Origin of the sequence: Candidatus Vallotiella hemipterorum, from assembly GCF_910593725.1 — a bacterium.
Classification (GTDB): Bacteria; Pseudomonadota; Gammaproteobacteria; order Burkholderiales; family Burkholderiaceae; genus Mycetohabitans; species Mycetohabitans hemipterorum.
Genome location: NZ_OU343031.1, coordinates 997,811 through 1,011,912, shown reverse-complemented (window position 1 = coordinate 1,011,912; position 14,102 = coordinate 997,811). Strand labels below are relative to the sequence as shown.

The window sequence follows — 14,102 nt, the reverse complement described above, 5'->3', positions numbered from 1 at the left end:
CTTTAGTCTGTAACAGAAGGATAGAATAGCGTACAGGCATAACTAATATATAACTTTTGTAAATCTGGAGTCTAGTATTAGTAGGTTGGGACCGGTTCTAATAGGAAAAAACCAAGGCTAGCGTGCGTTCAACTGTAAAATAAACTGTTTTTTCACTGTACGTATTGTGAGTGTAGCTAATACTCGCCCTAATAGAGAGGGAATAATATTTGGATAGTAGTTGTTAATCTCCTATATACAATAGCCCCGTTCATATACGAGAGCCCTCTACCGCAAGCCTAGATATGTCTAGCGCATGAGAAATAGTATCAGCCACTAATTCTTCAATAGTTTTGGAGGGGGCTATAAAATATCGGTACTGGTGGGAACACCATACCACCTATTTCAGTAACTGCTATCATATTACGTAAGTATATTAGGTTTAGCGGCGCTTCTTAAACCATCAGAACAAGCCGGCGTTGTTCTTTCAGAGTGACATCGACAGCCAGAGTACTTAGGTTGTCCGATAAACCTTGAGCGGTGTCTATCCAGTATTTTTATTTCATACAGTGCCACGATTATGCCATCCATCTGAACCGAGCTGCTAGCGCTGATTTCGCCAATATCAAGCGGGACTATACACGTGATGTGCCAACTGTTTGAGTGTTAGACGGCTCTATACCTAACTCGTAGCGTATAGTGGCCAGCTAGGCACTAGAGACTATTAGACGAATTTTTATGCCGCTTATCTTGCTTATGTAGTGCGTGCAAAACACCGGCGCCATAAGCAGGCACTGTGTGGTAGGCGCCAGTGATCGCAATGATTAGCCACCGTGTCGGTAGGCGTGCTTTATAAAGCATTCTTAAATAGCTGTTGCAATTCTCCAGATTGGTACATTTCCATCATGATATCCGCGCCACCAATAAATACACCGTTCACGTATAACTGTGGGATTGTGGGCCAGTTCGAAAATATCTTAATACCGTGTCGTATTGCCTCATCCTCTAAGACATTAACAATATGTAATGAATCGATGCCGCAGGCCTTTAAGAGCTGAATAGCTCGGCCAGAAAAGCCACACATCGGAAACTGTGCGGTGCCTTTCATAAACAACCCGATCGGGTAATTGCTAACGATTTGCCTAATGCGCTCTTGAGCGTCCATGGATAACCCCCTATTTCAAATATTATTTGACTAAGATAATAGCGGATTTTCTTTATTTAAGTCGGTATTAAGACTTTCTGACGGCGCCGCCAGTGACACGTTCAATACCAGCTAGATCTCGTATGGAGCGTATGGAATCCAAGCCGTATGTATAAAACATCGAACGCACTGTTTTAGCCTGATTGTGTCCGTGTTCTATCCATATTTTGCCGCCGGGCGACAGCCATATGACAGAGCCAGAAATAATCGTATGAATTGCGCTGAGCCCATTTGCATAGTCAGTCAGCGCGTATAGCGGCTCGAAGCGTAGATCACCCTCACAAAGGTGAGGGTCTGACACCCTAATATAAGGCGGATTACTAACGATAACATCAAATTGTGCTGGAACGGCTTGATATGCTTTATCAAGCGCATTAAACCAATCACCATGGCGTAGTATAAAATGAGGATGCGTTAAGCCATCCGAGCTAGAGTTATGATTCGGGACTAATGTTGGTAGGGGTTGCATAAGTGCCGCATCACCGAGTAAACGTCTCGCATTTTGCCGAGCAACATCTAGCGCGTAAGTACAATAATCTGTAGCGATTATCCGAGCATCTGGGCGCGCATGAGCAATTGCGATCGCAATTGCTCCGCTTCCAGTACCAAGATCTAATATACGGGGAAAGCGGATTTTATGCACTGCGGCTAGCGCACACTCGACTAGCAGCTCTGTCTCTGGACGTGGAATTAGTACATGCGGGGTCACATTAAAGTCGAGCCCAAAAAATTCTCGAGAACCAACTAGTTGTGCGATCGGCTTGCCTATAACACGTTGTGCTTGTAACTCTAGAAAACGATCTACTAAAAAATTCGGCAGAAAGTCGTTAGCACGCGTGATGAGTGCGGTACGAGGCCAATTTAGCGCATAGGCAAGCAAAATACGAGCCTCCAGAGCAGCTAGGGGCGAGGATTTTAGAAGTTGTTTCACGCACTTCATGATGAAGCTTAATTAGTTTCACCCATCGTAGAAAGCAGTGCGGCCTGATGTTCGGAGACAAGTGCATCAATAAGTCTGTCTAAATCTCCATCCATAATTTGTTCTAACTTATACAACGTTAAATTAATTCTATGGTCGGTTAATCGGCCTCGTGGAAAATTATAAGTCCGAATGCGAGCGGATCGGTCTCCTGAGCCCACGAGGTTTTTACGCGTGGCGGCTTCTTTTGAATGCTGCTCTCGATATTGCTTATCTTTAATACGGGCTGCTAGCACTTTTAGTGCGCGGTCTTTATTCTTGTGTTGCGAACGATCATCTTGACATTCTACCACAATGCCGCTTGGAATATGTGTGATGCGTACTGCTGAATCGGTCTTATTAATATGCTGACCACCAGCGCCAGATGCTCGAAATGTGTCGATCCGAAGATCGGCGGGATTGAGCTCGATTTCGGTGATCTCGTCGGCCTCTGGAAGTACGGCAATTGTACAAGCCGAAGTATGAATGCGTCCCTGCGTTTCGGTAGCCGGCACCCGCTGTACGCGATGCCCACCTGACTCAAACTTGAGCCGGGAATAGACACCCTGACCAATAATTCGTATAATTACTTCTTTGTAGCCGCCTAAGTCTGAAGCACTCTCCGATATCATCTCAACATGCCAGCGGTGCCTCTCTGAGTAGCGCAAATACATGCGCAGCAAATCGCCAGCGAAAAGTGCGCTCTCCTCGCCGCCAGTGCCCGCTCTAATTTCTACAAAGATGTTGCGATCGTCGTTCGGGTTTTTGGGCAATAGCATTTGCTGTAAGTTGTTCTCTAGTTGCTCCATTCGGTTTCGTGCTGCGCTCAGTTCATCCTCTGCAAAATCCCGCATAGACGGATCATTTAGTAATTCCCGAGCGGTTGCTTCATCGTCGCAAGCGGACCTCCACTGTGCATATTTCTCAACTACTAGTGCGAGTTCAGCGTGCTCACGGGATAGCTTGCAGTACTGGTCGAGATCGGTAAGGATCTCTGTACGTGAAAGCATTTCATTCCATTCTGGCAGTCGTTTACTGAGCTGCTCTAACTTACTTTGCATATTTGGTTTCATCGGCACATCCAGAAAATGTGTAAATACGATTACATTTAATAGCAAATAAAAAAGTACGCTCGCCTATCATAAATGCCTTAAGGGTCGTACATGTTGGTAGAAACCAGGTAGTGATTAATCGGTAATCGCAATGATTACCACTACCGTCCGCGCGCATCAGTACATGCGTCGGCGGACTATAGGTAGGCTTGTTAGTTAGTGTATTTGACAGTATAGTAAACTCTATAAATAGATTCTTATTAACCTCGGTATTTCCTAGATATGTGCTAATTCAATGCGATCTAGCTAGTAGGTTTGTACTCGCATATAACAAATTATAGTTACAATATGTTGCTCGAGCTGGCGCATAAAGACTCGCATGCGTCTATTAATAATTCTATTAGTCTGCGCAATATCAGTGTTCTAGATGGTATTACCCCTCTAATCATTGATCTAAAGTCGTTTAATATATAAAAAAATGCTTTATGCAGTTTAACTACCTATACCTTGATATAGAATACTACTCCTAGTGTAAAAATTAACGTTATCCAGTATTTTCGAGCCCTGCCTGTGCACTCAATCACACTCGGGGCCAACGATTAAGATAATAGAAGCAGTACACGAAACAATATAGCCGCACTTAAGGTTAATATAGTAGCTTAACAAGCATGATCGCCTTAGTAGTAAGGCTTGTAGTAGCGTGTACTGCTATGCAGTTAGTAATAATAGACCTACGCGGGCTCTGCACAGAGGGATGTATCGTATGCAACTTGCTCATCTTCTAACACTGAGGAGCAATAAACGTTGCCTAGTGATATTTTTAAATATTCGTTATCCAAGTCGTACTACTTCTGCAGTCATCGATACTGAATGCATACTCAGCCCTATCTGCCCAAGCACTTTCTTGACTGCTCCAAAAAAACACCGACAAATCTTATTTAGGTATATGCCGACTCGAGCCAGCTTTTGGCAGCATGACGGGAATAGAATATTTTATCTACATCAGGAATTTAGAGTGCACTTAGAATCGCATAAGTAAACTCTTAATATTTTGTCAGAATGTAGATATTCTATATAGATAACTTAAGTAGGATCTGGTGAAAAGGGCTTAAGAACAATATGATTGTATGCTCTTACATCGCACTATAGATAGCTTACACAGTAAATTTTAGTTCTGTTGCAAGTTGCCTGCATTACAGCTCCTGCTAGTATTTTACCTACGAATAACACGCACAAACGCACCTGGCACTAAGATGCCAGCGCATCTTTTACACAGATGTTTTTAATATATGCAAAGATATCTTTATCCGCTTAATCGGAAACATAGCTCAGCTTATGCCGTACAAGTACTAGGGTAGTATAGTAAGCGATTCCGCTAATACGGGGTGCATAATTACCATTAAAAGTAGTCTGTTATTATAAATTTTTATTAGTTATTGAGGCCTCACCCTAGTGGATTAAAGTTAGAATATATCTCAGCTTCTCCTCATGTTTCATGACAATGAGTAGTTCTTGTGCTAAATAGCGAGGCAAGGTAACTGGAACTTGCCTACCACGTATATATAGATCACGGCTCAAAAGAATCTTCAGTTATAAATAGTATAACCATTGCAGATGATTCATAGTTAACAACATTATTTTGTACTATACGTAATAAATATTAGTGTTTTATACGAATAGAAGTCAGATAATTGTTTTTTAATGCCACTTACATTTCTAGTCTGGCTAACCAATACGGTTTTAATCGTCAACGGTTTAGTACTAATTAGCTATAAAATACAGTTATAAGGTGACGTAGATAGCTACTCTATACGGGCTAGTATTTTCTATGCGTCGGTTTCTAGTTTTAACTAAAAATAAAAAACTATTAGTAACTTTAGATATCAGTGTCGTATTTACCCTATACGCACATTATATCTCTAGTCTTAATAACCTTCGTCTAGATATGCATGAAATACTAATTGCTCAATAAATAGACTATTTATGTAAATAGGATATTTTGATATGGTAGTATACGAAATATTTCGATTAAAAATTTTAGTCAGTGAAATCGCTGTTTAGCATACGTCTAGCTAGGACTAGCATATTAAGCTGTTGCAGCTCAAATAAAGTGCACAGCTTATGGTGCTGTTTACGGATTTCATTCTCGAATATGCACCGTATATGCTCAGCGTAATATAGGTATTAGTTATACACTGTGCTTATATATTGCAACTAGTAAACTTAATAAACACTGGACAACTTACTGGCTATCAATTGCTTTCCTCCTATAAAAAGCTAGTGCTGCTGCGAGATGCGATGAAACATGCTAATTTAGACGCATACATCGTACTATCCGCTGATCCCCACTTATCTGAATACTTACCAAAACGCTGGCAGGGTTGTGCGTGGTTGTCTGGCTTTACTGGCTCATCTGGATTACTGGTTATAACGTCAGATTTTGCAGGACTATGGACCGATAGCCGCTACTGGGTACAAGCTACTGTAGAGCTATCCGACAGCGGTATTAAGCTAATGAAGATGCGGGCTAGACATAATCTAGATTATGTAAATTGGCTCGCCAAGCACATGGCCCCTGGTTCACGGATTGGCGTAGATGGAAATACGCTAAACCTGTCCGCTGCACGTACTCTGCAAGTTACCCTGCAGGCCTCCGGTATACAACTGTATCTTGCCCTAGATCTGCTCGAGCTTATTTGGGAAAAGCGACCAGTCTTACCTACATTACCAGTGTACGAGCATGACTACTTCTATGCACCAGTAAAGCGCACGCAAAAGCTCGATCAGATACGTAGTGTAATGCGTGAAAAAAATGCGCAATGGCATTTTGTTTCCACCTTAGATGATATTGCATGGATTTTTAATCTTCGTGGCAATGACGTAAGCTATAACCCTGTATTTATCGCGCATGCTCTGATTAATCTACAATACGCGACGTTGTACATACCTGATGGTAAGATTAATGAATCGTTGCTTAAAAAACTGGCTCAGGATGGCGTGCGTGTTGCCTCGTACGAAGACGCACTAGCAGCTTTGGCAGTAATCGAGCCTGGTAGTAGACTGCTAATTGATCCATACCGAGTCACATATAAGCTCATGCAAGCTGTACGGCCTGGTGTAGAATTTGTTGAAATAATAAATCCGTCAATTTATGCTAAGGCCTGTAAAACAGAAGCGGAAATTATGCATGTACGCGCAACTATGGAGCAAGACGGCGCGGCGCTTGCAGAATGCTTCTCATGGCTTGAACACGCACTGGGGCATGAGCATATCACCGAATTAACAATCGACGCAAAACTCACCGAAGCAAGGGCGCGACGTAAAGGTTTCGTATTTCCCAGCTTTCCGACGATTGCTGCTTTTAATGCTAATAGTGCGATGCCGCACTATCGTGCTACACCGAGGTCGTATGCCCTAATCGAAGGCAATGGTCTCTTATTGATTGACTCTGGCGGCCAGTATTTGGGTGGTACAACTGATATTACACGTGTCATACCAGTAGGCCATACTAGTGCTGAACAGCGGCGCGATTTCACGCTAGTACTCAAAGGTATGATCGCTCTGTCGCGTATAAAATTTCCGCGTAGTATACACTCGCCTATGCTAGACGCTATAGCGCGAGCGCCACTTTGGGAGGCATATATAGACTTTGAGCATGGCACGGGCCATGGAGTCGGCTATTTCTTAAGCGTGCATGAAGGGCCGCAGGTAATCTCACACTGTGCATCGGTAGAGTGCTTTATGACCATGGAAAAAGGCATGATTACCTCGAACGAGCCTGGCATTTACCGTCCTGGTAGGTGGGGTATCCGTATCGAGAACTTACTGCTGAACCAGCCTGCATGCATAAATGAGTTCGGCGAATTCCTCTGCTTCGAAACTCTGACGTTATGTCCAATCGATATTCGCTGCATCGAGCGCTCCTTACTGAGTGAAGATGAAATAGCCTGGCTTAACGCTTATCACAGGCAAGTGCGTAATCGAGTGAGCCAGTATTTAAGTGGCGACGCTAAAGCGTGGATTGAAACACGTACTGAAGCAATCTAAACCCCATAAGCATTATAGTGGTCTAACACTAATAAATACTAATCTCCCCGAGAGAATAGATAGCAAGAGCAAGACTATTAGTCTAGAACGCGATAAAACAGTTAATCATTAATAGCGCACTGTTTATCAATAGCCCAGGTAATAAAGACCCTCTCTTCAGAGAAATAAGAGGAAAGGATGTCGTTAAAGTAGGTAGTCTCGATAAATTAATTTGCATGGGTTGAAGCTTTTACTGACTATAAAGTATCCTGCTAAAAACTTGGAGAGATAGCTACAATAGTACCTATAGTAATATCACTTCAATAGAAGTAATATTACTAGATGCATCTCTAGTGAGATTACTCTAAGTGCCAAATAAGAAATTTAATACATCTCCATCCTTAACTACATACTCCTTTCCTTCAGAGCGCATTTTGCCTGCCTCTTTCGCACCCTGATCACCCTGATAGGTGATATAGTCATCGTACGAGATTGTCTGAGCGCGAATAAATCTGCGTTCAAAGTCCGTATGAATAATGCCTGCTGCTTGCTTGGCTGTATTACCGGCGTAGATGGTCCAGGCGCGTACCTCTTTGATACCGGCGGTAAAGTACGTTTGTAGCCCTAGCAGCTTGAAACCCGCCTGGATTACACGATTCAATCCAGACTCATGTATACCCATTTCAATTAAAAAAATACTTTTTTCATCATTTGGCAACACAGCAATTTCTGCTTCAATAGACGCACAAACAGCGATTACTAATGAGCCTTCTTTTGCTGCATAGCTACGTACCGTATCGAGGTGCTGATTATTCTCGAAACCATCTTCACGTACGTTGGTAACGTACATTGTTGGCTTTGCAGTAATTAGGCAAAACGGCTTGATTAGTGCAAGTTCATCATCGGATAGATCCATCGAACGAACTAAGCTCACCAGGTTCAGCTGCGCTCGCACTTTTTCTAGCACATCAGCTAGCTTACGTGTATCTTTGTTGCGACATGATCTTGTTATCTTCGAATGACGTATAAGTGCTTTTTCGACAGTTATGAAGTCAGCCAACGCTAATTCAGTATGAATTACTTCGATATCGGATAGGGGATTTACCTTGCCTGTGACATGAATTACATGATCGTTGTCAAAGCAGCGCACTACATGCACGATTGCATCCATCTCACGGATATGAGAAAGGAATTGATTACCAAGACCTTCTCCCTTGCTTGCGCCCTCGACAAGCCCAGCGATATCAACAAACTCGACGACTGCCGGCCGGATACGCTCAGGCTTAACAATCTGCGCTAAAGCGGCTAGCCTTGGATCTGGTACATCGATTACACCAACATTTGGTGTAATCGTACAAAATGGATAGTTCTCAGCAGAAATTTTCGCTTTAGTCAGCGCATTAAAAAGGGTGGACTTACCTACGTTAGGTAGACCGATAATACCGCATTTTAGACTCATAGAAAACTTTTGCAAAGTAACATCTACTGCATCAGTAGATACCTCTTATTACAATAAATCGTTGATTTAGAAACATCGAGGATTCGGAATAAAAGGATAAACCAACATCGCCTAAAGACGATATTCTGTATCCTAGCTTTGCTGTAATTAATATTTTAGCGCTTTCGAACACCGTTTATTTTATCTGTAATTGATCTGTAATCTGTAGATAGAAAATGTGAGCGACCCGAGTAACTCTAAAAAACTTTTACGCGCTATGCTAGGTATTATAGCGTTTATAATTAATGTTATTTAGTGTTGGTAATATTTTGTTCTATAGAACAGCCTCTCATCATGTATTCTGCTAAATTAAACAAAAAAGTTTTTGTGATTGGCAGCGGACTAATCGGTAAAACTGTCTCGCTTGCACTGACGCAGGCGGGTCTACGCATTATGCTCTGTTAGCATAGCGCGGGCGTCTATGTAAAGCGAATACTAGTTCGATACACGTATTTATGCCCCGTCTTCTAGTTCGATAACTTTGCTAGGGCGGCTACAGGTTTGGCAAGCTTTAGACTTGGCTAGATTATATCCAGTCTATGAGATGCGCAGGTATGCGGCAATGTCCACTCACAGTTCCATTTCTCTGCATTTCAGGATACGGTTTTCCACAGCTAGCGTGGATCGTCGAATCAAGCTTTATCGAGCGAGCATTGGAGCTCGCCCTACGATGCCAACCACTACTGACTTAGTATGAATCGCGGGCACAAGCGCTGCAACTTTACCCCGAATATGCGACTGTTACTCTTGATAATTCGAAAATATTGCTTGCCGCTATGATTATTGGTGCGGATGGAACCCACTCTTGGATTCGAGAGTGGGTTAGCATAAAGATAAAATGTCGAGTCTATCAACAGACTGGCGTAGTAGTAAACTTTCTATGTAGTAAGCCCCATTATAAAATTGTATTCCAGGGGTTTATTAGTGGTAAGATTCTTGCGTTATTACTATTGCCAGATTTACATATATCGCTGATTTAGTCTGCTGGCACTAAGTATGCGACTGCCTTTCTGAAGCTAGACTTGATGACGGTAGACGAAAGGATTAAGTCGGCTATGCGCGGTGGAGGTTTGAGTTGACTTCGTGCCCTTGAAAGGTGATTCGGCTCACTTAACTTATCCACTTGCGGGACAAGGAATAAATATTGGACTTTGTAATGTTGTATCGTTATTGGATGTGGTAAGCTAAAAAGAACTATTTCATACTCTTAATAATTACTAAATAGCTTGGTATAAGAGAACATGCAATTAGTATGTTGTGTATTAACTGAGCGTATCATTCTTTTGGTGCAATAATATATATTGAACTTCATTTATTAGTACTTTAGTAAAACTAAAATAGCCCTAACCTAGATATAGAGCTCATACTAAAGATAACTAAACGTAAGACCACTAAAATTTAGTATTATTATCTAATAAATAGGTAGTAGGCTGCATGACTGATAGTAATAATAAACACTCCCGATGTTCTGCCGAACCCATAAATACTTTGGGAGAATTATAGAAGCATAAAAACAGTATCCTGTATAAGATCCCTTTGTAGGCGTGCTAGGCGGTTAGGGTATACACCAATCGATTGGTGTACGACCGGTGTAGCGTAAATATTCATTCGTGAGTGCAAAGTGGCGGCAACCGAGAAAGCCGCGGTGCGCTGACAGGGGTGACGGATGTGAGGCTTCGAGAATACGGTGACTTCGACCGCGTACTAACTGTCTTTTTGCTTTTGCTTGCAAGCCCCACAACATGAATACTAGACTTTCATGCTGCGTAGAAAAGTGCTCAATTAGCGAGTCTGTGCATTGCTCCCAGCCACGCCCAGCATGGCTGGCCGCGCGGTTGCGCTCGACAGTTAATATCGTATTAAGCAGTAGCACCCCTTGCCTAGCCCAGTAATCTAGGCAGCCATGACGTGGTATCGCATGGTTGAAAGTGGCGGCGTTTTCTTTAAAAATATTGCGTAATGACGGTGGTGGACGGACACCTAGAGGTACGGAGAAAGCCAATCCGTGAGCCTGCGGTATGCCGTTATCTTCGCCGTGGTAAGGATCTTGACCAAGAATGACTACTTTGACTTCGTCTGGAGATGTTAAATGTAACGCCTGAAACACATCACTCGGATAAATAACCTTGCCGCTGCTTAGCTCGCAGTTAATAAATGCGCACAAGCGCGGGTATACTGCACTACTAATAAACGGAACTAAGTATTTATGCCACGCTGGCGAAAGACAATTAAATTGTTGTTCGAGAGTGAGTGCCATACAAAATGGGGAAATCAGTTAGATGGCAGCGCCGCTGTGCATGCAGACAGCGGTGTCGGTTGATTAACAAATAATAATTAGCGGCGTTTATTCGATATTTTACCATTCTATAATACAGTGGAACTAAAGTCTCTCGTTTGGGCAGTCATGATCACGATAAAGTCACGATAGAAACTAGCTATGCTTTGTAATGAGTACAGTTTACTAATTTTCTAATTATTGCAATATAAATAGTCAAGAATAATGACGTAACGCACTCAGCAAGAAGCCCATTGCGTTTAAATGCATAACTAATCGGTTTCATCCGAGTTCATATCGGTCGGCACTGTTAAGCTTAGAGAACTGTAGTGATCTATTGCGCGTTTAGATTAAGGATTAGGTAAACACATAACTAGTCTAACGTTATTTAGCTCTGCGAGCGACCAAAGATGGGTTTCGATTTACGATATAGTAATGCATAAACTTTATTTCGTTCAACGCACACCTTTTTCATGCGCTCTATAATCCGAAAAAATTTCTGAGAGCGCTAAGCCAGGACTATCTGCGCGCATGAATGCCTCGCCAATAAGGAAAGTATGGACGCCAGCAGCACGAACTCGCTCCACATCAACCCTCGTAAGGATGCCTGACTCAGTTACCACGATACGACCGTCTGGAATCCTCTCAAGGAGGCTAAGTGTAGTATCCAGTGTGACAGTGAACGTGCGTAGATTTCGATTATTAATACCGATTAGCGGTGTTTTAAGTGTTAAAGCTATATCTAGTTCGTCGGCGTTATGCGCCTCTACTAGTACTGTAAGACCTAGTGAATGTGCGTATGCTTCTAGCTCCTGCATCTGCGCTGGAGCTAGAGCGGCGGCGATTAGTAGAATGCAGTCCGCACCCATCGCACGCGTCTCTAGAACTTGATACGGGTCGATAATAAAATCCTTACGTAACACTGGCAATGTGCACGAGTCTCGAGCTAGCTGGAGATGGCGTGCACTACCCTGAAAAAACTGATGATCGGTCAGCACCGATAAACATGCGGCTCCATGCTGTTCATATGAGCAGGCAATATCAGCTGGCGCAAAAGTTTCACATAACTTCCCTCTCGAAGGGCTGGATTTTTTTAGCTCGGCGATGATTGCTGGCTGTCCGATCTCGTGCTTAGCGCGTAATGCCGCAAGAAAATCTCGTAGTCCGCCGTTACACGCATGGGCATTTAGTTTTAACTCTTCCAGGGGCATACTTACTTGCGCAGCACGGATCTCATCGCGCTTAACTGCAATAATGCGATCAAGAATATCACTCATAGTGGCGCTTTATTTGTCTTGATAATTAAACTGCTGAGTAAAACGAACAAGCGCATCGACTTTTGCACGAGCAGCTCCACTAGCGATTGCCTCACGCGCTTTCTGGATACCCGTTGCAATCGAGGAAGTAACATTAGACGCATATAATGCAGTACCGGCATTGAGCGCGACAATTTCTCGGGCAATACCTGGTATATTATTTAGCGCACTAAGTAGCATTGTTTTTGATTCGTCCGCATTCGCGACTTTTAAAGAGCGATTCGATGCCATTTGCAAGCCAAAATCCTCGGGGTGAATCTTGTATTCATATACCTGTCCATCGCGCAACTCACCGACCTGTGTAGGCGCGCCGAGCGATACTTCGTCTATCCCATCACATCCATAAACGACCAATACATGATCCGCACCAAGCCGTTGCATTACCCGCACCTGGATACCAACTAAATCTCGGTGAAATACGCCCTGAAGTTGGTGTGGTGTGCTAGCCGGATTAATCAATGGTCCCAGTATATTAAAAATTGTTCGCACTCCCATTTCACGCCGGATCGATGCGACGTTTTTCATCGCCGGATGGTAGTTTGGTGCAAACATAAAGCCCATGCCAGTCGTTTTGATAGACTGTGCTACCTCTTCTGGCATTAGATTAATATTCACGCCGAGCGCCTCAAGAACATCAGCACTTCCGAGCTTAGATGATACGCCGCGATTGCCATGCTTAGCAACTTTTGCGCCGGCCGCAGCAGCCACAAACATTGTGGCCGTAGAAATATTAAACGTATTCGAGCTATCGCCGCCGGTGCCTACAATATCGACAAAGTTTTGGTGATCAGATATCAAAACGTGCTTGGAGAACTCACGCATGACGATTGCCGCTGCGGTAATCTCTCCGATTGTTTCTTTTTTTAGGCGAAGGCCAGTAATAACAGCAGCTGTCATAGCCGGCGACATTTCTCCGCGTATAATCATCCGCATTAAGTGCAGCATCTCATCATGGAGGATCTCGCGGTGCTTAATAATACGCTGTAGCGCTTCTTGGGGAGTGATTGACATCCAGTTCTCGTGCGAGTTAGGCTAATAATCAGCGGCCATAAAGACAGCGCCTTGCTCTAGGGTTCTCGTGTTTATCAGAACGGTAGCGCAGGGCTACTGCAAGCGATTACATCATTCATCAAAGTATTGCTCTGCTTATACGGGATCGGTTGCGGGTGAAACCCCATACCTAATTGGCGGCCTCTTATATTGCAAGATCATAATCTTAAAATTGCTGGTTTATGCAAAGATCTCCAGCCAGTCTAGCGGTATGTATTGCAATTAGTCTCAATTTTAGTGCCGACTTGTTATAAAAGATTAGCTCAATCAGCAAGATCGCTGCGCTAGTTCGTTTTATCGGGTCAACTTTTACCGCTAGGTAAATATACCTCAGGTCCTGAGCAACGCTTTTATTATTTTTGTAGGCTTAAACTTGCTTACCTAATTCTAAAAAATACCGGACGAGGTTACAGGTTGGCACATTATAGTTATTAATCATTCAAGTATACAGAAACTTATTAACCTAATCTTGAGCTAGCAATGGCCGCATGTAGTCTATTTGTCTATGGATCTGCTGGGTATGGTTACGATAAACGCAAAACAAAACATAAAGACCGTGCCGCAGCAGATAAGAATATTTATCTCTGCTTAAGACAGTAAGGGTAAAAGGAAAGTGGTTCATAAGAAGTTTTGACGATGTCTACATCTATCGCTAGCATCAGCAATTTCCTGGAGTTTTAGTATCGCAGTATTAACAGACTAATACTGTAATATTAGTGGAAGTAAGGTACAGTAGGATAATTA

General features: G+C 43.0%; 10 protein-coding genes. 2 read left to right on the top strand and 8 right to left on the bottom strand.

All coding sequences use genetic code 11. From position 1 onward, the window contains the following. Window positions 1–434: 434 nt before the first annotated feature. The 4 genes from KW136_RS04250 to prfA all read right to left on the bottom strand — a co-directional run bounded on the left by KW136_RS04250 (window position 435) and on the right by prfA (window position 3,214). On the bottom strand, window positions 435–488 hold the full coding sequence (locus tag KW136_RS04250) for a hypothetical protein (RefSeq protein ID WP_420885638.1): 54 nt from the start codon (window positions 486–488) through the stop codon (window positions 435–437). 341 nt (window positions 489–829) lie between these two features. After that, window positions 830–1,144, bottom strand: a complete 315-nt coding sequence (gene grxD / locus KW136_RS03470; protein ID WP_216797180.1) for a Grx4 family monothiol glutaredoxin — start codon at window positions 1,142–1,144, stop codon at window positions 830–832. A gap of 67 nt (window positions 1,145–1,211) precedes the next feature. Continuing rightward, the gene (gene prmC, locus KW136_RS03465; RefSeq protein WP_216797178.1) at window positions 1,212–2,123 is read right to left on the bottom strand and encodes a peptide chain release factor N(5)-glutamine methyltransferase; all 912 of its coding nucleotides are present in this window, start codon (window positions 2,121–2,123) and stop codon (window positions 1,212–1,214) included. An 8-nt stretch (window positions 2,124–2,131) separates the two neighbouring features. Beyond that, a complete protein-coding gene (gene prfA, locus KW136_RS03460; RefSeq protein WP_216797176.1) occupies window positions 2,132–3,214 on the bottom strand; it encodes a peptide chain release factor 1 in 1,083 nt (360 codons plus the stop codon). Window positions 3,215–5,491: 2,277 nt separating this feature from the next. Here prfA and KW136_RS03455 point away from each other — a divergent pair. Continuing rightward, on the top strand, window positions 5,492–7,240 hold the full coding sequence (locus tag KW136_RS03455; RefSeq protein ID WP_216797487.1) for an aminopeptidase P family protein: 1,749 nt from the start codon (window positions 5,492–5,494) through the stop codon (window positions 7,238–7,240). Between the two features lie 343 nt (window positions 7,241–7,583). On the opposite strand, the gene ychF is transcribed toward KW136_RS03455, so the two are convergent. Continuing rightward, complete coding sequence (gene ychF, locus KW136_RS03450; RefSeq protein ID WP_216797173.1) at window positions 7,584–8,678, bottom strand: redox-regulated ATPase YchF; 1,095 nt, start codon at window positions 8,676–8,678, stop codon at window positions 7,584–7,586. Window positions 8,679–9,256: 578 nt separating this feature from the next. On the opposite strand from ychF, the gene KW136_RS03445 reads away from it, so the two are divergent. Next, complete coding sequence (locus tag KW136_RS03445) at window positions 9,257–9,409, top strand: hypothetical protein (RefSeq protein ID WP_216797169.1); 153 nt, start codon at window positions 9,257–9,259, stop codon at window positions 9,407–9,409. An 863-nt stretch (window positions 9,410–10,272) separates the two neighbouring features. Here KW136_RS03445 and KW136_RS03440 read toward each other — a convergent pair. From KW136_RS03440 to trpD, 3 genes are all read right to left on the bottom strand, one after another. Then, window positions 10,273–10,974 carry a uracil-DNA glycosylase gene (locus KW136_RS03440; protein WP_216797167.1) on the bottom strand — a complete coding sequence of 234 codons (702 nt, stop codon included), beginning with the start codon at window positions 10,972–10,974 and terminating at the stop codon, window positions 10,273–10,275. Window positions 10,975–11,447: 473 nt separating this feature from the next. Then, the gene (trpC, locus tag KW136_RS03435; protein ID WP_216797165.1) at window positions 11,448–12,269 is read right to left on the bottom strand and encodes an indole-3-glycerol phosphate synthase TrpC; all 822 of its coding nucleotides are present in this window, start codon (window positions 12,267–12,269) and stop codon (window positions 11,448–11,450) included. 9 nt (window positions 12,270–12,278) lie between these two features. Further along, on the bottom strand, window positions 12,279–13,319 hold the full coding sequence (gene trpD / locus KW136_RS03430) for an anthranilate phosphoribosyltransferase (RefSeq protein ID WP_216797164.1): 1,041 nt from the start codon (window positions 13,317–13,319) through the stop codon (window positions 12,279–12,281). Window positions 13,320–14,102 lie beyond the last annotated feature (783 nt).